This window comes from Syntrophomonas zehnderi OL-4 (assembly GCF_000983115.1).
Taxonomy (GTDB): Bacteria; Bacillota; Syntrophomonadia; order Syntrophomonadales; family Syntrophomonadaceae; genus Syntrophomonas_B; species Syntrophomonas_B zehnderi.
On the sequence record NZ_CGIH01000028.1, the window covers coordinates 32,832 to 55,515 of the forward strand.

General features: G+C 49.7%; 18 protein-coding genes. 6 read left to right on the plus strand and 12 right to left on the minus strand.

All coding sequences use genetic code 11. The features are described 5' to 3' along the window. Positions 1-211 precede the first annotated feature (211 nt). Together AAV90_RS08520 and AAV90_RS08525 are read left to right on the plus strand one after the other, a co-directional pair. Positions 212-553 carry an AbrB/MazE/SpoVT family DNA-binding domain-containing protein gene (locus AAV90_RS08520; RefSeq protein ID WP_046497831.1) on the plus strand — a complete coding sequence of 114 codons (342 nt, stop codon included), beginning with the start codon at positions 212-214 and terminating at the stop codon, positions 551-553. Further along, entirely contained in the window at positions 553-843 is a 291-nt protein-coding gene (locus tag AAV90_RS08525; RefSeq protein ID WP_046497762.1) for a type II toxin-antitoxin system RelE/ParE family toxin, read from the plus strand. The genes AAV90_RS08520 and AAV90_RS08525 overlap by 1 nt, the downstream gene beginning before the upstream one ends. A 39-nt stretch (positions 844-882) precedes the next feature. On the opposite strand, the gene AAV90_RS14465 is transcribed toward AAV90_RS08525, so the two are convergent. The 12 genes from AAV90_RS14465 to AAV90_RS08585 all read right to left on the minus strand — a co-directional run bounded on the left by AAV90_RS14465 (position 883) and on the right by AAV90_RS08585 (position 13,092). After that, the gene (locus tag AAV90_RS14465) at positions 883-1,236 is read right to left on the minus strand and encodes an HNH endonuclease (RefSeq protein WP_046497765.1); all 354 of its coding nucleotides are present in this window, start codon (positions 1,234-1,236) and stop codon (positions 883-885) included. 79 nt (positions 1,237-1,315) lie between these two features. Next, the gene (locus AAV90_RS08535; protein WP_046497769.1) at positions 1,316-1,768 is read right to left on the minus strand and encodes a DUF1492 domain-containing protein; all 453 of its coding nucleotides are present in this window, start codon (positions 1,766-1,768) and stop codon (positions 1,316-1,318) included. Next, a complete protein-coding gene (locus tag AAV90_RS08540) occupies positions 1,758-1,994 on the minus strand; it encodes a hypothetical protein (RefSeq protein ID WP_046497772.1) in 237 nt (78 codons plus the stop codon). The genes AAV90_RS08535 and AAV90_RS08540 overlap by 11 nt, the downstream gene beginning before the upstream one ends. A 5-nt stretch (positions 1,995-1,999) precedes the next feature. Then, a complete protein-coding gene (locus tag AAV90_RS08545; protein WP_046497832.1) occupies positions 2,000-2,284 on the minus strand; it encodes a VRR-NUC domain-containing protein in 285 nt (94 codons plus the stop codon). A gap of 211 nt (positions 2,285-2,495) precedes the next feature. After that, positions 2,496-5,009, minus strand: a complete 2,514-nt coding sequence (locus AAV90_RS08550) for a phage/plasmid primase, P4 family (protein ID WP_046497774.1) — start codon at positions 5,007-5,009, stop codon at positions 2,496-2,498. Next, entirely contained in the window at positions 4,994-5,344 is a 351-nt protein-coding gene (locus AAV90_RS08555; RefSeq protein ID WP_046497777.1) for a DUF7768 domain-containing protein, read from the minus strand. The genes AAV90_RS08550 and AAV90_RS08555 overlap by 16 nt, the downstream gene beginning before the upstream one ends. A gap of 39 nt (positions 5,345-5,383) precedes the next feature. Beyond that, positions 5,384-6,208 (minus strand): phage antirepressor, encoded by an 825-nt coding sequence (locus AAV90_RS08560; RefSeq protein WP_046497780.1) that lies wholly within the window; start codon positions 6,206-6,208, stop codon positions 5,384-5,386. A gap of 17 nt (positions 6,209-6,225) precedes the next feature. After that, complete coding sequence (locus AAV90_RS08565; protein ID WP_046497782.1) at positions 6,226-8,148, minus strand: bifunctional 3'-5' exonuclease/DNA polymerase; 1,923 nt, start codon at positions 8,146-8,148, stop codon at positions 6,226-6,228. A 67-nt stretch (positions 8,149-8,215) separates the two neighbouring features. Then, complete coding sequence (locus AAV90_RS08570) at positions 8,216-8,974, minus strand: hypothetical protein (RefSeq protein ID WP_046497785.1); 759 nt, start codon at positions 8,972-8,974, stop codon at positions 8,216-8,218. Positions 8,975-9,100: 126 nt separating this feature from the next. Beyond that, positions 9,101-9,517: a gp33 family protein gene (locus tag AAV90_RS08575; protein ID WP_046497787.1), complete on the minus strand. Its 417-nt coding sequence runs from the start codon at positions 9,515-9,517 to the stop codon at positions 9,101-9,103. After that, the gene (locus AAV90_RS08580; protein ID WP_046497790.1) at positions 9,517-10,965 is read right to left on the minus strand and encodes a DEAD/DEAH box helicase; all 1,449 of its coding nucleotides are present in this window, start codon (positions 10,963-10,965) and stop codon (positions 9,517-9,519) included. Before AAV90_RS08580 ends, AAV90_RS08575 begins: the two co-directional genes overlap by 1 nt. A gap of 225 nt (positions 10,966-11,190) precedes the next feature. Further along, positions 11,191-13,092 carry an ImmA/IrrE family metallo-endopeptidase gene (locus AAV90_RS08585; RefSeq protein WP_046497792.1) on the minus strand — a complete coding sequence of 634 codons (1,902 nt, stop codon included), beginning with the start codon at positions 13,090-13,092 and terminating at the stop codon, positions 11,191-11,193. A 165-nt stretch (positions 13,093-13,257) separates the two neighbouring features. On the opposite strand from AAV90_RS08585, the gene AAV90_RS08590 reads away from it, so the two are divergent. Genes AAV90_RS08590 through AAV90_RS08605 form a run of 4 tightly spaced genes read left to right on the plus strand, consistent with a single transcriptional unit; the run spans position 13,258 to position 22,669 of the window. Further along, positions 13,258-13,467, plus strand: a complete 210-nt coding sequence (locus tag AAV90_RS08590; RefSeq protein WP_046497795.1) for a helix-turn-helix domain-containing protein — start codon at positions 13,258-13,260, stop codon at positions 13,465-13,467. A 51-nt stretch (positions 13,468-13,518) separates the two neighbouring features. Beyond that, a complete protein-coding gene (locus AAV90_RS08595; RefSeq protein ID WP_046497797.1) occupies positions 13,519-16,365 on the plus strand; it encodes an SNF2-related protein in 2,847 nt (948 codons plus the stop codon). 1 nt (position 16,366) lies between these two features. Further along, positions 16,367-19,492: a site-specific DNA-methyltransferase gene (locus AAV90_RS08600; protein WP_046497800.1), complete on the plus strand. Its 3,126-nt coding sequence runs from the start codon at positions 16,367-16,369 to the stop codon at positions 19,490-19,492. A gap of 12 nt (positions 19,493-19,504) precedes the next feature. After that, positions 19,505-22,669 (plus strand): DEAD/DEAH box helicase family protein, encoded by a 3,165-nt coding sequence (locus AAV90_RS08605; protein ID WP_046497802.1) that lies wholly within the window; start codon positions 19,505-19,507, stop codon positions 22,667-22,669. The last annotated feature ends 15 nt before the right edge of the window (positions 22,670-22,684 follow it).

Consider the following 22,684-nt stretch of genomic DNA (forward strand, 5'->3'; position numbering starts at 1 on the left):
CCCCCGTTTGAACCGTGATTTTTACGCGCGAAGGGGGCCGCCCGTTCTCCGGGGCAGGGCTGTAGAGATTTTGACCCCCCTAGCCTTGAGTTTTCTTTGTTTCTTTGATAGTATTTAATCAAAGATTCTTTGTATGCTTTCTGTTGGATTAACATATAATACCAAAGGAGGAGTACAAGTGCCGCGAGTAAAAATTAAAGGAGAAAATCCTATGATAAAAAAACGTATCTCGGTATCTCAGAAACGCCAGATAACCATACCGATTGAGTTCTATAACAGCCTCGGCATTGACAAGGAAGTAGAATGCTATGTCCAAAACAATGCCATCGTCATCCGTCCCGTTCGGGAAAGCAGCGGAGAATTTGACGAACAGATCCTGGCCGATTTAATAGCTCAAGGGCTGTCAGGACAAGAACTGCTTGATAAGTTTAAGGAAACCCGCCGCCAAATCCGTCCCGCTGTGGAACGCTTGCTTGATGAAGCCCGTCTTGCTGCTCAGGGCCAAGCATCGAGCAAAACTTATGAAGATGTTTTTGGCCCGGAGGCAGACTGATGACCAAATTAGTCATTCTGCCTCCCGCCGCCCGCTATTTCAAAAAGCTAAAAGAGAAACCGCTGAAAGACAAATTTCAAGCCGTCATTGACCAGCTTCTGCTAGATCCCTATTTTGGTGAACCTAAAACCGGTGATCTTAGCGGCGTATATTGCTGTGATGTCTTCCACAATAAAACCAACTACGAGTTGGCCTATACCATTATTGAAGAAGATGATGAAACCGTAGTCGTGGTACTTGCGGGTACCCGCGAAAACTTCTATGAAGAACTGAAGCGGCACATGAAGTAATGATGCCAATTCTTAACCATCGCTTTGTGATATATCTCTTTACCCCCAGCGACCGCCTTCCTTAGCTGTTATGGTTGAGTGGCAGCTAGTGCATAACGCCATGAGATTATCCGCTGCATGGGTTCCACCCCTTGACAGCGGTATAATATGGTGCACCTCCTCCGCCGGCGTGAGCCTGCCTTCCTTTTGGCACCTCTCACAGAGCGGGTGCTCACCTAGAAACCTGTCGCGGATTCGCTTCCATCTCCTGCCGTAGTGTTTGCGAGTGGCCGGATCGCGCTCGTATTTGTTGTAATGGTCATCTATTGTTTTTTGATGTTCCTCGCAGAAGCGTCCCTCCGTCAGCTTCGGGCAGCCGGGATAGCTGCAGGGCCGTTTCGGTTTATATGGCAATATGCTCATCTCCGTTCAGGCATGAAAAAAGCCCTCGCCAGTTCATCCCGCGAAGGCTTGTTTATACTCTTTTACGATACTATTTTACCACCATCGCAACTCTCTTTTTATCAACTTTACTCTCCTCTTTGCAAGACTCGATGCATTTTAGTGCTTTCTCATGCATCCTGAAGGCATATTGCAGGCTGTAACCCATATCAACCGCAATCTGCTCCCACGTCTTGAAGCAGAGATAGCGAAGTTCCAAAAGTGTCTGGTATTCCGGATTCTCAATCCTTTTAATCATCGTCACGATGTCACGTTTCAAATCCACCAGGGTATCGATGTCATGATTGATCTCGTTCTCCAGGTCAATCATCTTGCAGATGATGGTTTCCATGGAGCCGGTGTTTCTATTGGGTTTGTGGGGCATATCGGACAGGGTTGCCGTTGCCTTGGACGCCAGTTCCCTGAGGGAGGCGACCTGCTCCAGCTTGCTGTTAATGCGCTGGTCGATGCGGTAAGCCTGGGTCAGGTACTCCTTAACAGTCATTGCCGTCACCGCCTTGAAGCCAGGGCATCTTGCCGCGGTAATAAGTATCAGCGATATGCTTCTGGTAATCTTTGTCCAGGCTGGCCAGCCTGGCGTTGGCTTTTCTTAGGGATTCCGCCGCTTCCTTTGGGGTTTTAAAGAAGGAACAGTCAGATCCGGGACATTCATAAACAGTGAGTATCCGGCAGCGGTTATGGCCGCCTAAAGCAAAACATTTATTCTCCATAAAGGCTACACCTCCAAGTTGGCGAGAATGGATTTAACCTCCTCGACGCTTGAAACCTTGTAGGCTTTGCCCTTTGCGTCTTTGATTCTTTGTATCGTTGCTTCCTGAAGCTTAGTCAGATTCCCCGACGGTTGTTTAACCTCAAAGGCGACAAACCGCCCGCTGATGCAGCAGATGATGTCAGGGAGACCGGCTGTGCCGTACATGCCGCCATGCTCTTTAAAGCAGAAGCAGTCCGGAACAGTCTTTAGATGCCGCATTATCGCGGCTACTATTTGTTTTTCGGCCATAATATCCACAGGCGTATGACCAGCGGAACCGGGATGACCGGGTAAAATAGAGTCCTTATATATATTTTTATTTTTTCTACTACATATATCTCACCATGGTTATAACGCGAAGAATAGAAAAAACCCGGTCATCCCGGTCCAAGACCCAACTGGCCCGCTTTTTCCCCGGTCATAAACCTGGTCCCAACCCGGTCAAGCCGGTCGCAACCACTCATTCCTGCTCCTTTCCTCCTTCACAAAAAACGATACCCTTCCAGGTTCTGCGTTTGGAGAGTCTATCTCTTGACCGCTTAACGCCTGGATAACTAGCCTCGATTTCTTTGTTGAAATTGGCCTGGGAGACCGGCTTCATTCCCGCGTTGCCGCAATACTCCTTGTACCTGGAAAACAGATCGTCGCGCACAGATTCTTTGTCCTCATCAAGCTCGCAGCATTCCTCCACAAAGGATAGGACACTGTTGCTCTCCACCCGGTAGCGCTTAAGCTCCGCCCTGGTGCGGTCGGTTTCACTGAACTCATAGCTGTTGGCGATAAGGCGCTTTAGACCGGCGATTGACCACATGAGTATCCCGTCGCGCTCCACCGCCAGCTTCTCCCTCAGATTGGGGTCGCGCTTGTGCTTGGGCACCGGGTTGTCAAAACGGATAATAATCAGCCGGCGGTAAAACCCGTCACTCCTGTCCCCATAGTTTCTGGGTATCTCGTTGCAGGAAAACAAAAGCCTGGCATAAGGCCTGAAGGAAAACGGGTCCTTGTTTTTTCTCTCCCCGGTGATATAGTCCTCGCCGGTAAGCGCTTTAAACATACCGTTATCATCAATGTTCTTTGATGGCAGGTCGGCAAAGATGTTGGCCAGCTTGCCGAAAAGCTCGGCCTTGTTGAAGCGGTCCCCCAGGCTCTGCCAGGGTATGTTCGATACGTTTTCGCTCCCCAAAAGGATCTCCTGGGCCACCGAGAGCAGGGTTGACTTGCCCGCGTTGGGAGCGCCCACAAAGACAAAAGACTTCTGGGCCTTGTTTACCGGGATGAGCAGGTAGCCGAATATCTCCTGCAGAAGATGGATTTCCTCATCCGGCAGGACGCTCTTTAAAAACGCTAGAAACTTCGGGCACTTGGCGTCCTCCTGGTAGGAGGCGTTGATCTGCACCGTTGAGTAATACCTGGGCGTGTGGGGTTTGAAACTGTCATCCAAAACGTTATACAGGCCGTTTTTGACATTGATAATAAAAGGGTTGCAGTTGATTTCCCTGACCGGCTTTCGAATCAGCATCCGCCACTGGCCAACCGTATCATTGATCGCTGTCATGCTGGCGTAGCGCGGGATCATAAACTCCCTGACCTTGGCCGCCGCCCACAAATCCTCGCTGGCGTTATATACCCCGTGCTCGTAGTAATAATAGCTGCCGGCCCCGTAGAAAGCGTTAACATTGGCCGCCATATAATTGGCTAAAAGCCCGGAAATAAACCTGATGCCGCCATGCTCGGTGACCTCATACCACTCCGGCAGCTCAAAGTCTGAGGTCTCGCGCTTGGTTTCCTTGCTCTCCAAGTATTTTTTCAAGATATCCTTATGCAGCGCAACCAGGGGCTTAACATCGTAGGCTTTAAAGCCAAAGTGCTCTTTTAGCTCATAGTTGATGAAGGTCTCCGCGACCACCGCGTCGACGTTATACAGGTACTCCCTCACAAAGTCCTGGGCGGTCTGGATATCATCCACCGCCGCTTTTTTGACCGGGGCTTGAGCTAAAAAGGCGCGCAGTTCCTCGACCATAAGCGGCTGGTAGCACAACGCCGCCGGGGCTTTAACCACGCAGCTCCCGTCGTCAATCCTGGGGCACTGAAAACCTTTCTCAGCGATGGTTTTGCAGGTAATGGGCTTGGTGCCGCTTTCTAAGAAATGGCGGATTTTGTTTTCGGTTTCCCGGCGCTGGTACTTAGGGTAGTCCTTTGACATCTCATGAATCAGGGTGTCGCCGCCCTCGAAAACCGCCAAGTTGGTGATCATGGCGTACCAGTCGTGCTCCGGCAGGGCGGCGGCGTTATCCCGGCAGTGCCTGATAAAGTTACAGCGCCGCGTAACCAGCGTAAGACCTTTGCGGGAGCCCTTTGGTATTGGCGCCTCTGTTCCTGTCGGTTCATCCTCGATTTCCGGCAGTACCGCTTCCAGCTCGGCCTGGGTGTACCTGAGTTCCGGGTTGAATTTGACGCATTCCACCATGACCGGCTCACCCTTGCAGTGGTTAAACCCCGGCAGGCGCAGTACCCGGCTCTCGTTAACGCAGGACTTGTCCCCCTGAAACTGGGTGATTAAACGCTTTTGCACCCGGCGAAAAGAGCTGACGTCAGCGTCCTTTACCAGCCAGTAGGTGTGCAGTGACTTCCGGGTCTTTACGATAAGCGACGGCTCGAGAGGAAAGGCTTTAATTCTTTCCATCTGCTCACCGAAAGACAGGTCATCACACTCCACGAACTGCGCGTTGATCCTGCTTATATCGCTGTCCTCATGGCCGCCGTAGTTGACCACAAAATAGATGCCGCGGTTCTTGGCGTTGTGCTTATTTAAAGTTTTCATCATCTTGTCGATCTGGCCGACTGTGGTTTCCAGCTTGGCCCCTTTGAAGGCGCCGGTCTTTTTATCGTCAAATATTCTGATGCAGACTGTTTCTCCCGGGTCAAAGAAGGGCCGCAGGAATTCCTCCAGGGGGATATTCAAGACTTTAAGCATAAAGGCTCCTCCTCGCACCGGTCGTTAAAATACTTAATCGGCATGCGGCGTCTCCTAGCGTTTTCTATCTCCATGGCCATGCCGGCGCTTACCCTGGAGCCGAAAACCCACAGCTCGTCGCACCGCCTCATCAGCTGCAGGCCCAGCTCAAGCCCGGCTTCACGCTCCGCGGGAATATTGTCGTCCAGAAACGCGGTAAAGATAGCATGGGGGGCCAGGGGAACGCCCCCCATGCCGAACACGAACCGGCTGTAGCCAACGGCGCGCTGGATATTTCGCTCAATGTCTCCCCGTAACGGGGAGCAGATATATATAAAGGGCTTGTCTTTATCCAATTAAAACCCGCTCCTTTCAAGGTATCGAAGATACCCAGTTTAAGCCGTTTTGCCGTTTCTTTCTATCATCGGCAGCAGCCCTCTGCGGTTTTTCAGGAGGTCATAGAGGAACAGCCTGCCTTTCTGCGTCCAATAGGTGTGCATCCTGCTCTTTTCGGCGTCAATGGCGTGGGTCCTGGACTGGGTGTAGCCCTGGTCAGCGTACTGCTGGTACAAAAGCCAGGTATCCCCCATTTTGTACTGCACCCCCAGCTCATGCAGCAGCTTGTTAAAAGCCTTGCCGGACATGCCATAGTCCTTGGCAATCTTGCTGATGGGCACCAGGCTTTTGTTCTGCAATATCAGATCGTAGTAGGACGCCTTGGGGCGCAGCTCGCCGATGATCTGTTTATGCTGGGCGTTTTCCATCTCCAGCGCTTTTCTTCTTTCGCGCTCAGCTTTAAGCTCGGAAAACAGCCTGATGCCGTAATCAGGATCGGCGAGTATTTCATCGAGCACCTTTTCGGTCGCGTACAGGCCATGTTTTCTGATGGTCGGCAGCACCTCGTCAAAGATCCAGCGTTCAAACCGCTCGGCGGCGGGAAGCTTGCTCCTGATAATCAGCCGGTAAAGGTTCCCTTCAGTAATATAGGTCTTTTCAACCATCTGTTCTGTCGAGATCCCATATTGGTTGGTAGTAAGGGAGACCCCGTCGTGTTTCACGACCCCCTCTGGTTTACAATGCCGTAATATGGCATCGCGCGGGTTACTGTATCCTAAAATGCGGGCGCATTCACTGGCTGGGAAATATTCCTTGCCATCAATAACGAGCACGCCAAGCTCGCCAAACTCTGTATTCTTAAAAACCTGCAGGTTGTTGGTCATGCAAATCCTTCCTTTCATTAATCTATTTCTTTCATCTCGCCAAAACGCGCTCCAATTGAGGCTTCGGCCACAATCGGCACATCAAAAGCGGCAAAGGGCTGGGCTTCCATGCAGGCCTTGATGAATCCCACCGCCTCAGACACCTTGTCCTCCGGCAGTTCGAACACCAATTCATCATGCACCTGCAGCAAGGGTTTGAGCCACATTCGTTCTGATAAGCCCACTATGATACGTACCAGGGCCAGCTTTAAAATATCCGCCGCCGTTCCCTGAATCGGGGTATTGAGCGCGCAGCGTTCGGCAAAAGACCTCTTGCCCCAGTCGGTTGAGGCGATATTGGGCAGATAGCGCCGCCTGCCGAGATACGTTTCGGTATATTTGCGAAAGCCTGCCCTTGTCCTGACCTCGTCCTGCCACTGGGTAAGCCGGGGATAACCGGCTTTGAGATTGCGGATGATTTCCTCACATTCCGCGAGCGATGTATTTAATCCCGCCTTGAATTTCAAATTGCGCTGCAGCCCTCTGGAAAATAGGCCGTAGAAAACGCCAAAGTTGCAGTTTTTGGCGATAGAACGCCGTTCCTTGTAATGCTCGGCGTTTTTGCTGGCCGCTTGCTCAAAAGGTATGTGGTAAATAACGCTGGTCGTCTGGGCATGAATATCCCCGCCGGTTTTGTAAGTCTCAAGCATCTTTTCATCCCGGCAGTAGAAGGCCCCCACCCGCAGCTCAATCTGCGAAAAATCAAGAGACAAGAGCGCTTTGCCGGGAGGAGCGATAATAAAATTGCGAACCCCAATGCTGTCTGTATCTGACCTTGGCATATTTTGAAGATTAGGCCTGCGGCTGGCAAAGCGCCCGGTCTCGGTGCCCAGCGGGAACATCTCGGGATGAATCCGACCGGTGGCCGCATTGATATGCTCCAGGTACCCGTCAATATAGGTGCTCTTGAGTTTGCCCCACTTGCGGTATTCCTGAACCAGTTCAAACAGTCGCGCCAGCTCCGGCCGGTTTTCCCGGCTCCAGTCAGAGAGCAGGATCATGGTCTCATCATCTGCCGCTTCCTGGTATTTGGCGGTGGTTTTAAGTACCGGCAGCTTCAGGTCTTCATAGAGGTATTTCTTAAACGCCGCTGTGCTGGCGTTGGCCCCGATTTCAACGTCGCCGATCATAAAAGCGATTTCATTTTTCAGCTCTGCCAGTTTCGCTTCGGCCTCGGCCTGCTTCTTAAGCATAAGTTCCCTATCCACCAAAAGGCCGTTGTATTTCATCAGGCCGACGTAGACAGCGGTGGGCGATTCTATTTCCTCCACCACGTAGCGGTGTTTAGGCAGGTAGCGGTCAAACCAGTTGTTGAACAGGTGATACAGGCGCAGGGTATAATCCGAATCGGCGCAGGCGTAGCGGATGATCTCGGTATCCCGCGGGTCCAGTTCATCGAAATACCGACCGGCGGTTACCGCTTCAAAGCTGGGCAGATCCACATCAAACAGCTCCGGTACCAGTGCTTTTAGCCCGCTGTCTCCCAGGGAACGGAATTCGGTGTTATTTTTAAGAGTCATCTGCGCCGCCGCGATGGTATCGTAGCAGGGCGGCTGGACGACAATGCCCAAGGCGTAGAGAAACATGGCCTCAAAGCTCAGATTGTGGGCGGCCTTGATGATAGCGCTGTTGGTAAAAACGGCTTTAACCAGCCAGTCCATGATCTTTTCCGGTGAATCGGCATTCCCGCCGGTCCGGTGGCGCAGCGGCACATATACGCCTGTCCCCTCGGAAACTGACAGGCTTACCCCGACAATAACCGCCTTATGAGCATCCAGGGCCGCCTTATCATCGTGGCGGTACTCATCCTGCGGCGCGGTCTCAAAGTCGAAGGCAATCAGATTCGAAGCGCCAAGGTAATCCTGTATTTCTTTAAGCGTGGTCACGCGTCTGTAATCCATAGGCTTGTCCTTTCCGGCTTTAGCGGGAAGCGGGTGTTAGCCCGCTCCACCGCCAAAAGCCTGATCCTTATTTCAAAGGTTGTATAACCTCGCCGGTCTCGGGGTCAACGTTAAGTTCATCCGCCGCCTCCGCGCCGCTGTCCACCTCATAGCCGATATGCTTGCTGTAGGCTTTGACCTGCTCGGAGAGCCTGCTAATGAGCGCGTATTCCTCAGCGGTGAGGTTGCGGTCCACCGCGAACTGGGCCTGGGAATAGGCGATGCCGCCGCTGTTCACCGCTTTTTTCAGGGAGAACCTGGTCACCACGCTGTTTGACTTTTTACCCTTTGAGAGCAGACGTTTGATGTAGCGGGAAAACTCTTTAAGCGATCCGGTCGGGAGTGAAAGCAAGAGCGGAAAAATCTCCCCCTCGCGCAGCACATAGATCCGGCGGCGGTTCTTGCAGGCCTTGCTGCCGTTCTCGCCGCTGCCAAACTGGTTATATGGGCACTTAGAGCAGCTTCCGCCGGGATTGCCCTCCCCGGTAACACCGTCAAAGCTCCCGCAGTCTGGGGGATTGCTGCCGCCGGTGTATTTGTCCTTGTAGTAGGCAAATAAAGGATGGTGATAGAGAATCACCGCTGAGAATTCTTTGACCGCGTCGGGTTCGTTGGGGTTTTCGCCCGGCACCTCAAAAACTGTGCTCCCGGCGGAAGGGATTTTAATCCGCTCAAAACCACCGTCCAAACCGTCGAGCTCCTCCGCCATGGCTTCATTCATGTTGAAATCCGCCAGCTGCAGGTATCCTGATTTTTGAACCTCTAAAGCCTTATCGTTTTTAGCCATATCTTTAACCCTCCGTAATTTAATTTTTTAGGTTAATCTATATCAAAGCAGCTTAGTGCCTTGTTTCCTTCCTCATAGTTTCCTTGTCCTTGGCTTATTGCTCGTAGTTCTTCGCATCAGATAAGCCTATCTCGCGGCTTTTCTGACCCCGACGGAGGTCTTTTCGTAGACATTCACCAGTCCGGAAAGCCAATCGGGTAATAAATCATTGTTCTCCGCCATCTGCTCTTTGACAAAGGCGGACAGGCTGTTGGCGTTAACTGTCTCATACACCAGATCGCCGTAGCCGTTTCTCTTGAGCAGGCTGTAAAGCTCGTCCTTCTTGCCGGCGGCCGCCGACGCTCTTGTGGTGGTGGTCAGGCAGAACATAGTCCCGCCGCGGGTAAAGTTTTGGGTCTCGGTTTCGGCCATCAGTTCCGACAGCTCATAATCAACCTCGTCGATCTGGGCGTTTAAATTTTTGACTTCCTGCTCGGCCCGCTGCTTGGCTTCCCTAAGCTCTTTAAGCCTGTCCGCCAGTTCAAACATTCGCTCGCTGCTCATCACTTTTCACCTCCTCGCGTCGCAAACGGGTTGCTGCCGCCGCGGTAGTCATCCACCAGTGTCCTGGCCAGGTCGGCCTTGCTCCGCAATGCTTTTAATACCTTTTCATCAACGGTGCCTTTGGCGGTTAGGTAAATGTAGGTGCAGTTCTCGCGCTGCCCGGCGCGATGGATCCGGGCTTTGGCCTGCTCAAAATTGCTCATGGAGTAATCCAGTGAATAAAAAACCATGGTGCTGGCGGCGGTAAGAGTGATACCCAAACCGGCGGTCGCTATCTGGCCGACAAATACCTGCACCTCCGGGTCGTTTTGAAACGCCGCCACCTGCTCCTCGCGGTTTTTGACGCTGCCAATGACCAGGGAATACTTGATGTCTTTTTTGTCCAGCATGCGGCAGATGGCGTCGATCTCCGGTATGAAGCGGGCGATAATTACCAGCTTTTTGCCTCCCTGCAAAACATCCTCGATAATATCCTCCAGCGCCGCCTGTTTAGCGGTACTGATTCTCTGCGGGGCGCTGCCGTCATCATCCCTGATGAACCCTCCGGTAAGCTGTGACAATCTAAGCAGCCGGGTGAGAATATTGGTTACAGTGACCCCTCCCTTGCCCAGCTCGGCGTAACTGTCCCGCACCAGGTCCCGGTAAACCCGCATGGCGCTCGGCTCCAGATCCACATACCGCACGATATCGGTAGTCTCCGGCAAATCCAGGCATTCGGCTTTGGTTGCCCGGAAGGCGATGCTGTGAAGCTTACGCATCAAATCTTGCTCCATGGACTTTTTCAGCACCGGGGTATGATTGCCGTAGCCCACCATGTCAAAGTAGCGGTTGCGGAACACATAGAAACTCTGACCGAAGATCTCCGGATTAAGGAACTTGTACTGGCTGAACACATCGATGGCTTTGTTGGTGATAACCGTCCCGGTAAGAAGCAGCTTGTATCGCGCTTTTGCGCCGAGCTTGTGCATGGTTTTGGATGCCGCTATGTTGTGGGTCTTTATTTTATGTCCCTCGTCCGCAATGACCAGGTCGGCGTCCCAAACCAGCAGATCCTTCTCCAGCCGCCAGGCTGACTCGTAATTCACCACCGCCACCTGCAATGGGGAGCCCTGCATATGCCGCAGGGTATCAGCCTTCTTGGCGGTGCTGCCGGTCAGAACCGCCAGTGCGAAATCAAAATCCGCGAACTTGCCAAACTCCTCCTGCCACACACCAAGAATGGAGAGCGGGGCAACGATTAGGACACGTCTGATCTTTCCAGCCTGTTCAAGGGCACCGGCAACAGCTATGGCGATTAGGGTTTTTCCTAGCCCCATTTCAATTAAAAGAGCCGTTCCGCGGGAGATGATTCTGTATGGCGCTGTCAATCCAAAATTGCCGCAGGTAAATTGGAAAGCGTTTTTTTGATGTTGATATGGAGTAACCTTGATGGGCATGTTGATTGTCATTCCCTTTGTCTCCTTGCCGATTGATTAGGTGTTCTTTGATCAGGGGTTGGCCAACCCATGGCTTTATGCTACCGCTCAAATCCCCATTTGCCCCGGACATGAAATGTCCGTTTTTACAGCAAAAAAGGCCCCCTGTGGGCTGCGAAACGATATCGCCATCCACAGGGAGCCTTTATTTTAGGCAATAGAAAACCGGACAAAAAATGTCCGGCGGGAATTTAATTTTTATTCTTCTTTGGTTAGCGGCTTGCAGTTATTAGCCTGCAAGATCTCGTTGCATTCATAAATGGAGTTTTGGTAGTACGAATTCAGCAGCATTTGATATATTATGTGTTCTTCGGTGGCCCTGAACGTATTGCCGGACTTCCTTATCATATCAGCGCTAAACACAGGGTTTAGCTGCAGGCCTATGCAGACCGCCACTATCGTTCCTAGCTTTGGCTGGTATCTTTCATCGTTTCTCATGCGCTGTATCGTCCTGGCATTTACCAGCGACTTCTCTTCCAGGTTCTCCACAGTAATTTCCAATCGGTCCATATGGGCCACTAGAGTATCAGAAAAGGTGGCGGGGAGGCCGCGCATAATATTTGCCGTTCGCTTGGCCTCGTTGCTGATTTTCTTTAATTCAACAGCCCTGGCCTCGGTCCGCTGGTTTTGAGGGGAGCTGCTGTATTTCGCCTCAATTATCGTATCGGATACAATGTTTCTAAAAAGCACGCATTCCGTATAGTACTTGGCGCCGTATCTATCATTCCGGCGAGCCTTAATATCGAAAATAAGGCAGCACTCATCAATGTGCTGCCTCGCGTAATCAGTCAGTTCCGCGTAACCGCTTTCGTTTTGGCGGATATACTTGGTGTCATTAACGCAAAAGTGGGCGTCAACATAGACATATTTGCCTGAGTCAATCAATTGGCGAAAATCCGGGTTCAGAGCATATTCAACAAGGGCATCCTGTGTCCCAATGGTAAAAGTCTGGTTGTTTTTCAGCGCGGACCGCTCAAAAGTATAATTGGAGATATAATGGTCGTCAACGTAAGTGAAAACGCCGATAGCCTCTGTGTAACCCAGATCAATCATGCGGATTTTGGCGGCCTGCTTTGACACCTCGAAGAAATCGGATAATTCGAAAACCACGGATTCCATGATATCCGCCATGTTTTCGGTCTGCAATACACGCTTATTTTTCTCTATGAGTTCTTCTATCTTTTGCCGTGCCTGCCTTATAGGCATCAGTATTCTTGGCGCTAACGCGTTGGCCTGCCATTCCATCCAGTCCAGCGGTGTCCGGTTCCTTTCCGGTCTTATCCCTTCTTGAACCTGGCAGCTTATGGACCGCGCTTCTTTGTTATACAGCTTTTCCAGCTCAAAAAACTTTTTGTGCAGGTCCCAGTGAACACACTCATGAATGATTGTATTATTGACGGACCCCACATTGCGCATAAAAAACACGTTTGGGTCAATCAGGATTGTTCCTCTTTTGACCGCCAACGGTTTATATTCCCTGGTGTCACTGTCATAATGCCGCGCTTCACAATCAGAGAAGTATATTTGCCCGAAAACAGAACAAGTTTTTGTAATATGTACTTCCTGAACGTCAAGCCCCATTCGCTTGGCGACTTCACGAGAGGGGACGGGCATTGGCCCTGTTAACGCTTCCGGGTAATATTTGGCAAGAAATTTCTCCGCGACATTATCCAGGTGCTCCTTATAGATAATGGGGACTAAATACTCGGACAGGTTGTTCTGTGTGCTCCTCCTGTTTTTGCTATATATCTGTATGTCGGATATCCGAAAATCCTGAATTCCGTCTTCCAATTCGGCGGTGCAGGAAACCCGAAACCACTGCTCTATACCGTCGGTCTCGCGGTTTCTCCTGACCGTTTCCGCTATCTCGACCTCCGCGGATACCACCACGTCAAAGAGAACCTCGTTTCCCTCGGATTCGGTAATATTTACAAATTGGACTTTAAAATCAGATAACGCGGCTTCATCTGGATTTTGGACACGGTATGAATTGTTTTCCAGTCGGCTGGGGTTGTCTTCAACAAATGCTGATAAAGCGTTAAAGATATCGTTATAAAACATGTCTTCGATGACATCTCTGAACGAATTTAGTCCTGCCATAACACCCCTCCCCAATACAACCCAATATATGGATCATATCAATAGATATGATATAATTCAATAGAACGCTCCAATTTCTCCTGCTATCGCATTAATAATTCTTGTTATATTTGCTTTTGTCTGTTATGCTTTGACCATATTCAATCTACCAGGCAGGTGAGCACTGTGGCTATCAGTTATAAAAAACTGTGGAAACTTTTGATTGATAAAGACCTGAAGAAAAAAGATTTGCAGAAGTTGGCAGGGATTAGCTCAGCCTCTATAACGAAACTGGGCAAAAATGAAAACGTCAACACCGAGATTCTCGCAAAGATATGTACAGCTTTGAATTGCGATATCTCGGATATTATGGAAATTACAAACGAGACGAAATAGTAGAGTCCAGGCTAATAGCATTTTTACAGCCCCCGGAGGAGAGGTTTTGTCATGATTACCCCTTTCCACGCTAAATACTACGCAAACGAGCTTTTACATAGAAAATCATACAGCAGTAATGAACGGATATCCTCATCCCTTTTTGATGCTGCCCTGGCCATAAATCCTCATCAGATTGACGCGGCTTTGTTTGCCTTTAAATCCCCGCTATCAAAGGGTGTTATTCTAGCCGATGAAGTCGGCCTGGGCAAAACGATTGAGGCCGGTTTGGTCATGTGTCAGCTATGGGCCGAACGCAAACGCAAGCAGCTGGTTATTTGCCCGGCGGCCTTGAGAAAACAATGGAGCTTGGAATTGCTGGAAAAGTTCAATCTCCCTTCGGCCATACTGGAAAGCAGAACCTATAACGAATACCAGAAGCTAGGGGCCCAAAACCCTTTCGATCAGCCGACTATTGTAATTGTTTCCTACAATTACGCCAGCAAAATGCATCCGGATATCAATGGGATAAGTTGGGATATGGTGGTCATTGACGAGGCCCATAAACTGCGCAATTCTTACCGGTCAAGCAACAAGATGGGACAAGCAATTAAACAAGCAACCGCTGGAAGAAGAAAATTATTACTGACTGCCACTCCTTTACAGAATAACCTGGTGGAGCTTTACGGCTTATCCACCATGATTGACGAGCACTTATTCGGCGACCTGAAATCCTTCCGGGACAATTATATTAACGACCCGGATTTTGGTGATCTGAAAGAGCGGCTGTCTAACTTCTGCAAACGCACCCTGCGCAAGGATGTCGTTGAATATGTAAAATATACCGAACGATTGGCAATTGTAAAGGAGTTCACCGCCTCCGATGCCGAGCAGAAGCTGTATGATATGGTTTCCGCCTTTCTGCAGAGGGATAATACCTACGCCATACCTTACCGGCAGAAACAGCTTACAACCCTGATCATCCGCAAATTGCTGGCCTCGTCCACCTGGGCCTTATTGCAGACCCTGGAAACCATCAGGGACCGGCTGGTCAGCATTCGTGAAGGCGTGCTGGATGCCAACAGCGACCTCGCAAACCTTTTTGACGAGGATGAGTATGCACTTATTGAAGAAATAATAGATGAAACTGAGGATGATGACTCACTCCCATACAACGAACCGGATTTCGACGTTAAGCAGTTAAACGAAGAGATAGCCGAGTTAAACTCCTTTATTGCAATTGCCGGGAGCATTGATACCGATACCAAATCCACTACCCTGCTGGAGGCGCTTGCTACCGGATTTGAAGAGATGCGGTCAAAAGGCGCCAACCGCAAAGCCCTGATTTTTACCGAAAGCCGCCGTACCCAGGACTATTTGAAACGCTTCTTGGAAGCCAACGGTTACGCCGGCAGGATTGTTCTATTCAACGGCAGCAATTCCGGCCCTGAAACCACGCGGATCTACAAAGAATGGGTGGAAAAAAACAAATATACCGGTAGGATCAGCGGCTCTCCCACGGCTGATAAACGCAACGCATTAATAGAATATTTCCGGGATGCCGCCGACATTATGATCGCCACGGAGTCCGCCGCCGAAGGCGTCAACCTGCAGTTCTGCTCCCTGGTAATAAACTATGACCTGCCCTGGAATCCCCAGCGTATAGAGCAGCGCATCGGGCGCTGTCACCGCTATGGCCAGAAAAACGATGTGGTGGTTATCAACTTCATCAACAAACGGAATTACGCCGATGTCAGGGTGCATGAGCTTTTGGACGAGAAATTCAGCCTGTTTAAGGGAGTGTTCGGTTCTTCCGACGAGGTCCTGGGAACAGTCGAGTCGGGGGTCGATTTTGAAAAACGCATTCTGGAAATCTATCAGCAGTGCCGTACTGTAGAGGAGATTGAGCAGGAGTTTAACCGGCTGCAAAAGGAACTGGAGGATAAAATCCAGCGCTCCCTGCGAAAGGCGAGGGATACGCTCTTTGAAAACTTCGACGCCGATGTGCATGAACGGCTCAAATTAAGCGTAAATAAGTATCTTGACCGTTATACCAGGCATTTTTGGTCCTTGACCATGTTTGAGTTAGGCCCCCAGGCGGTATTCGATAACGTAAGCCATACGTTTGAGCTGCTGGATGAAGTCGCATCTTCCCCGCCGGGACGATACTGCCTGATAAAAAAGGGAACGGAAGAAACGAGTGGAATACTATACCGTATGTCCCACCCGCTGGGACAGCATGTATTAAACCAGGCATTAAATGAAGCTGTGTTTTCCGGCAAAGTGACGTTTGACATCTCCCGCCATACCGGCTACCGCATCAGCCAGGTGGAGCAGTTAAAGGGACAAGGCGGTTATCTTACCCTTTATAAATACATAATATCATCATTTGACAGCGAGGAATTTCTGCTCTTTGCGGGTTTTCTTAAAGACGGCAGCCCGCTTGCCGCCGAACAATGCCAGAAACTTTTTGAGTGCGGAGGTTTTGCCGATACCAGTTACCAGGTGCCGCCCGGCATTAAAAAGAAATTAAAAGCGGAAATTGATATCTATGCCGGCGCAACCCTGGAAAGAGCCAACCAGCAGAACCTGGTCTATATCCGTGAGGAAGAGGAACGCCTGGATAAATGGACTAAGGACATGGTCCTGGCCCTGGAAAAGGAACTGGAGAATGTGAAGCTGCAAATCCGCGAAACTGAACGCCGCTTGCGCCTGGCTGCCACCACCGCGGAACACGCTGAACTCAATGAAAAGCTAAGCGAACTTAACCGCAAGAAGCGCAATATGCGGGCGCGGCTGGAGGATAACGAAGAAGAAATCGAAGAGCGGCGGCGGGCCTTGATTGATGATATCAAGCGGCGTTCAGAGGCCCAGTGCGAGCTGATGGAATTATTCACCGTAGAATGGGAGGTCATTTAAAATGGCAAGTTTAACCGAGAACCAGAAGAAGCTGATGGACAAACTGACGGAAATGTTCCAGTTTGACCAGGCCGACTTGGATTTTGGCATCTACCGGATCATGAACTACAAGCGCGATGAAATAAGGCGCTTTTTGGAAAACGATTTAATGTCCCAGATTTCAGAAAAGCTCGCGGTGCTTGCCCGGAGCAGCAACAAGGCCGAGCTGGAGAAGATCGAAAAGGACATAAAAAACGCCCAGGCCATAGATCTGGATGAGGAAACCAAAGCCAGCATGATAGAAAAACTGCGGGAAAAGAAGGCGGCTTACACCGTCAATACCGATATTGCCGCCGTAGAAGCCGATATCTATTCCCACCTCACCGAGTTCTTCTCCCGCTACTACGACGAAGGGGACTTTATCTCCCAGCGGCGCTACAAAGACGGGGTATACGCTATCCCTTATGAAGGCGAGGAAGTGAAGCTGCACTGGGCCAACGCCGACCAGTATTATATAAAAACCAGCGAGTATTTTAAGGACTATACCTTTAAAACCCCCTACGGCCAGACGGTGCACTTCAAGATCGTGGAGGCGGAAACGGAAAAGGACAACAACAAAAGCAATGAAAAACGTTTTTTCCAGCTCCATCAGGAAACGCCCTTTGCCCTGGAAAACGGCGAGCTTTTTATCTACTTTGAATACAAGGCCGGGGACAAGAAAAAGCAGGCCGACTACAACGCGGCAGTAATAGCGGAGTTTACCAAGGCTTCGGCGCAGTATCCAGACTTTGCCTCCCTGCTCAATGTAACCGATGGCAAGAGCCTCCTGGAAAGGCAGCTTAACCGCTACACCGCCCGCAATACCTTTGACTATTTTATCCATAAAGATCTGGGCAAATTTTTAAACCGGGAGCTGGACTTTTACATAAAGAACGAGGTCATCTTCCTGGACGATATAGACGAGCAGGACGAACGGAAAACCAAAGAATACCTGCTGAAAGCCAAAATAATCCGCAGTATCGGCAAAAAGATCATCGCCTTCCTGGCCCAGATCGAGGACTTCCAGAAGATGCTGTGGCTGAAGAAGAAATTCGTGGTGGAGACCAATTACTGCCTTACCCTGGACCGGGTGCCCAAAAAGCTCTACCCGCAGATTATAGAGAATAAAGCCCAGGTCGAGGAATGGGTGCGGCTGTTTGCCATTGACGAAATAACGCCGGGTCAGCCCAATCTGGTGGAAGCCCCCAAAGCCGGCTTCTCCGATCCGCTCACCATTGAATTCCTGGAGCAAAATCCTTACCTGGTGCTGGACACCGGCTTTTTCCCTCCGGAATTCAAGGAACAGCTTATTGATAGCATCGACAATCTCGACGAGAACCTGGACGGGCTGTTGATCCACAGCGAGAATTTCCAGGCGTTAAACCTGCTGCAGGAAAGGTATGCGGATTCAATAGATTTTATCCATATTGATCCTCCTTACAACACAGAAACAAGTGGTTTTTTATATAAAAATAATTATAGGCACTCGAGTTGGATGTCAATGATGTTTGACAGACTTAATCTTTCGGTACCGATTATGTCTGATAATGCATCATTTGCATGTCATATTGATGAAAATGAATATGAACGTTTGTGGAATGTTTTTGAAAAATCGTCTTTGCTTAACGTTGGAACAGTTGTTTGGGATAAACGAAACCCAATGACAGGAGGAACTGGTTTAGCTACACAACATGAATATGTTATATGGCGGAGTAAAAATACGGTAACATTGAGACTTAATAACGATAACGTTCAAAATATGGTTGATTATGTAAGAGAACTTATATCAAAGTATGGTGAGGTAAATGAAGATGTACGTAAAGAATACACAAATTGGATTAATCAAAACCCAAATTTAACTGGTGGTGAAAAGGCATATAGATATATTGACGACGAGGGTAGAATATACCAGAGTGTAAGCTTACGTGCCCCGGAGCCAAGAACTGATCCCAAGTTTTTTCAGCCTCTTATTCATCCGATAACCAAGAAGCCTTGTGCTATCCCACCTAATGGTTTTTCAAGAACACCTGAAACACTACAAGACATGATAAAAAAAGGAGAAATTCTGTTCGGAAAAGATGAAACGACGCAACCTAGGCAAAAAATGTTCCTATCAATTGATACAAAACGCCAAATGACTTCAGTTATACAAAATGGAATGAAAGGAAAAGCTGACACTGATAAATTAGGTGTCGAATTTCCTTATTGCCATCCTGTCTCTTTCTATGAGATATTAGTGGGCGCAACAACAGATAAGATATCCACAATACTCGACTACTTCGCCGGTTCCGGCACTACCGCCCACGCCGTCATCAACCTCAACCGCGAGGACGGCGGCAATCGCAAATACATCCTGGTGGAGATGGGTGAGTATTTTGACACGGTCACAAAGCCGCGCGTACAAAAGGTTATATACAGCGAGGATTGGAAGGACGGCAAGCCGGTATCCCGCAAAGGCATAAGCCACGCCTTCAAGTACCTGCGCCTGGAAAGCTACGAGGACACTTTAAACAATATCGAGATAGAGGAAGGCACGCTGAAGTTCCTCACCAACCCGGCGGTCAAGGAGCAGTACATGCTCCATTACCTACTGCCCGATGAAACCAGGGGCAGCCTGAGCCTGCTCAATATTGACATGCTGGATCATCCCTTCGACTACGCCATGAACATCACCCGCCGCCAGGAAAGCAAAGTGACCGTTATCGATTTGGTGGAGACCTTCAACTACCTGATCGGCTTGAAGGTGGAGCGGAGCTTTGCCCGGCAGGGCTTTGACGCCGAATTCACCACCGGCGAATACGGCGCGGTTACCGCCAGGCTGAGAAGCGGTTCCACCTACCGCTTCAAAATGGTGGAAGGCACTACCTTGAGCGGCGACCGGGTGCTGGTCATCTGGCGCGATCTCACCGGGGACAAAATCAAGGATAACGCAGTCCTGGACGCCTTTTTCCAGCGCAAGAAGATCAGCACCACCGATTTTGAATATAAAAAAATCTATGTCAACGGCGACAACAACCTGCCCAACCTGCGAACCGATGAGGAAAGCTGGAAAGTCGTCCTCATCGAGGAAGAAATGAAAAAACGCATGTTCAGCGTTGAAAACATATAGGGGGAAGCTAAAATGGCCAAGAAGAAAACTAAAGCTGCTGCTCCCCCGCTGGAGTTTTATAAAAAGCTGGTTTTAAACCAGTACCTCTTAAAACAGTTTGGGGTAGAAAAATTCGACGAGCTTTCCCGGACGCTGAAGCCGCCCCAATATGAGGCGGTCGACAGCGAAGGCGTAAGCGGTTTTTATAAGCGTCTGATTACCGAGTATCATGACACATTGAAGATTTCCGCAGAACGGCTTGCCCAATATGACTTGAATATCGTCAGTCATATCCGCAAAATCAACGAAAAACGCGATGAGAAGATTACTTTAAAGTATTTCCAGTACCTATCCCTGCTATTTACGGAATACTACCTGGACGAATACTTCAATAACCGCCAGCGCCTGGTGGATGCTTTAAACGCTTATGTGGCGGAATTTAACAGCCGTCAGGAGCCGGTAAACCGGATAGAACCATACAAAGAAGGCGACCTTAACAAGATAGCCTTCTGGAACGCCACCGGCAGCGGCAAGACCCTGCTTATGCATATCAACTACCACCAGTACCGTCATTATGCCCGGGGAAGACTGCGCGGCGGGGACAGTTCGTTTATCCTCTTAACCCCGAAGGAAGGCTTATCCCTGCAGCACGTTGACGATTTCAGAGCCTCCGGCATCCCGGCTGCCATCTACCAAAAAGGCGGAAGCAGGATGTTTGCCCCTGCTGATGAAATAGCTATCCTGGAGAACACCAAACTAGGCGACAAAGACGGCGATAAAACGGTAGCCGCCGCGCGTTTCGGCAATAAAAATGTGGTCTTTGTGGATGAAGGCCACCGCGGGGCTTCCGGCGATACCTGGTACAAATACCGCAACATGCTCTGTGAGAACGGCTTTTCCTTCGAGTATTCCGCCACCTTCGGCCAGGCGGTCAAGGTCGCCAATAATAAAGAATTGACCCAGGAATACGCCAAATGCATCCTGTTTGACTATTCCTATAAATACTTCTACAGCGATGGTTACGGCAAGGATTACAATATCCTCAACCTGGCTGATGACAGTGATGAGCACAAGCGGCAGTTATACCTTACGGCCTGCCTCTTGACCTATTACCAGCAGAAGAAACTCTATCTGGCCAGCAAGAAGCAGTTTGAGCCGTTCAACGTGGAAAACCCGCTCCTGGTCTTTGTCGGCGGCAGCGTCAATGCCGTAAGGAAAGAAAACAAACGAGAGGTTTCTGACGTTGTGGATATACTGCTGTTCATCTCGGACGTTATCACGAAAAGCAGCACCACAATTTCCATGATTAACCGCATCCAAACGGGGAATACCGGATTAACAAACGAGCGCAACGCCGACATATTCAGAAACGCCTTCACTTTTTTGTCCAGTCTCCATATGCCGGCGGAGGCGGTCTACGCCGACCTTTTATCAGTGGTGTTCAACTGTCCGGTAAGCGGTGCGACAATGCACATTGAGAACCTGAAAGGCATACCGGGTGAAATCCGCCTGCGCCTGGGGGAAAACGACCCCTTCGGGGTGATCAATGTCGGTGATGACAGTGCCCTGCTCAAGCTCTGCGCTGAAAACGGCCTGCACACGGCCAGTGTTGATTTTACCCAATCCTTATTTCAAAACATTACCCGGCCCGACTCGACCATCAACCTTTTGATCGGCTCGAAAAAATTCACCGAGGGCTGGAACTGCTGGCGGGTTTCCACCATGGGGCTGATGAACGTGGGACGCAGCGAAGGCAGCGAAATAATCCAGCTTTTCGGCCGGGGCGTTCGTCTCAAAGGCTATGGCATGTCGCTGAAGCGTAGCAGTTTTTATATAAAAGACAATCCGTCAGTCAAGGTGCCGCCCTACATTTCCATACTGGAGACCCTGAACATATTTGGCGTACGGGCCGATTACATGAAGCAGTTCAGGGAATACCTTGAGGAGGAAGGGGTGCCTACCGATAAAGAGCCGCCTTATATAATCAAGCTGCCGGTAATCCGCAATAAGCAGTATAAAAGATCAAAAATTCTGGCCTTAAAAGTGCGCGGCGATCTGAACTATAAAAAACATGGACCCAAGCCTACCTTAGCGGAGAAAAAGTATACCGGGGTCATAACCCTGGACTGCTATGCCAAGGTACAGTTTGAATCCTCCAAAAAGCAGGCTGCTCTGTCCGAGATTACCAAACAGACCGGCTATTTTAGTGAAATACACCTGGAAGGGCTTGATTATGAGGAGATTTACTTTGAACTGCAGCGATATAAAAACGAAAAAGCCTGGTACAACCTGAATATAGCCAGGAATGATATTAAACCCTTGCTTAAAGACAACAGCTGGTACAGGCTGCTTATCCCCCAGGAGGAACTCACGCTTAACGATTACAGCGATTTTTCACGCTGGACGAAAATTGCCATCGCCCTTTTGAAAAAATACTGCGAGCGCTATTACTATGTACAGAAAAGTGCCTGGGAAAAGCCGCTCCTCACCTATGAGCCGGTGGATGATGAGAATGATAACTTCATCAAAGAGGACGAATATATGGTCAGTATTAGTAATGTGGAGCTGCATGAAGAGGCCAGAATATTTATCGAAAACCTGGCCAAGGAGATGGAGGCGGCCAAAAAAGCCCGCTCCCTGGTGGACTTTGTGAAGTCAAAAGATGAGCTTATGGCGGTAGCCTTCCCGGCTTCATTGTATAATCCGGTCATGTACCTGGCGAAAAACAGCATCGATATCGCCATCTCGCCGGTGCCCCTTAATGAAAGCGAGGTTGATTTTATCCAGGCCTTGCGCCTTTATGTGGGACGGGAAAAAGCCTTTTTCGCTGATAAAGAACTGTATATAATCCGCAATGTCAGCAAAAAGGGCATCGGTTTCTTCGAGGAAGCCGGCTTTTACCCCGATTTTATCATGTGGCTGGTGACAGCCGGCAAGCAGTATATAACCTTTATTGAACCGCACGGAACCAGGGATATGTCATTTGAGGACGAAAAGGTAATGCTTTGCCAGAAAATTAAGGACATCGAATCATCCCTGGCCAACTCAGATATTATTTTAAATTCATTAATCCTAACGCCTACCAAGCACCTGGAGATGGCTAACAAGCATATCCCTAAAGCCGATTGGAATAATCGCAATGTTATCTTCATGGAAGATGATGACTTTATTGACCAGCTTTTTAAAAAGATCCGCTAAAGCAAAATGCCGCTT

Bases quoted from the DNA above. Each gene is read 5' to 3' on its own strand.
- AAV90_RS08520 (WP_046497831.1), top strand. From the start codon at position 212: ATGATAAAAAAACGTATCTCGGTATCTCAGAAACGCCAGATAACCATA.
- AAV90_RS08525 (WP_046497762.1), top strand. From the start codon at position 553: ATGACCAAATTAGTCATTCTGCCTCCCGCCGCCCGCTATTTCAAAAAG.
- AAV90_RS08535 (WP_046497769.1), bottom strand. From the start codon at position 1,768: ATGACTGTTAAGGAGTACCTGACCCAGGCTTACCGCATCGACCAGCGC.
- AAV90_RS08540 (WP_046497772.1), bottom strand. From the start codon at position 1,994: ATGGAGAATAAATGTTTTGCTTTAGGCGGCCATAACCGCTGCCGGATA.
- AAV90_RS08545 (WP_046497832.1), bottom strand. From the start codon at position 2,284: ATGGCCGAAAAACAAATAGTAGCCGCGATAATGCGGCATCTAAAGACT.
- AAV90_RS08550 (WP_046497774.1), bottom strand. From the start codon at position 5,009: ATGCTTAAAGTCTTGAATATCCCCCTGGAGGAATTCCTGCGGCCCTTC.
- AAV90_RS08560 (WP_046497780.1), bottom strand. From the start codon at position 6,208: ATGACCAACAACCTGCAGGTTTTTAAGAATACAGAGTTTGGCGAGCTT.
- AAV90_RS08565 (WP_046497782.1), bottom strand. From the start codon at position 8,148: ATGGATTACAGACGCGTGACCACGCTTAAAGAAATACAGGATTACCTT.
- AAV90_RS08570 (WP_046497785.1), bottom strand. From the start codon at position 8,974: ATGGCTAAAAACGATAAGGCTTTAGAGGTTCAAAAATCAGGATACCTG.
- AAV90_RS08575 (WP_046497787.1), bottom strand. From the start codon at position 9,517: ATGAGCAGCGAGCGAATGTTTGAACTGGCGGACAGGCTTAAAGAGCTT.
- AAV90_RS08580 (WP_046497790.1), bottom strand. From the start codon at position 10,965: ATGACAATCAACATGCCCATCAAGGTTACTCCATATCAACATCAAAAA.
- AAV90_RS08585 (WP_046497792.1), bottom strand. From the start codon at position 13,092: ATGGCAGGACTAAATTCGTTCAGAGATGTCATCGAAGACATGTTTTAT.
- AAV90_RS08595 (WP_046497797.1), top strand. From the start codon at position 13,519: ATGATTACCCCTTTCCACGCTAAATACTACGCAAACGAGCTTTTACAT.
- AAV90_RS08600 (WP_046497800.1), top strand. From the start codon at position 16,367: ATGGCAAGTTTAACCGAGAACCAGAAGAAGCTGATGGACAAACTGACG.
- AAV90_RS08605 (WP_046497802.1), top strand. From the start codon at position 19,505: ATGGCCAAGAAGAAAACTAAAGCTGCTGCTCCCCCGCTGGAGTTTTAT.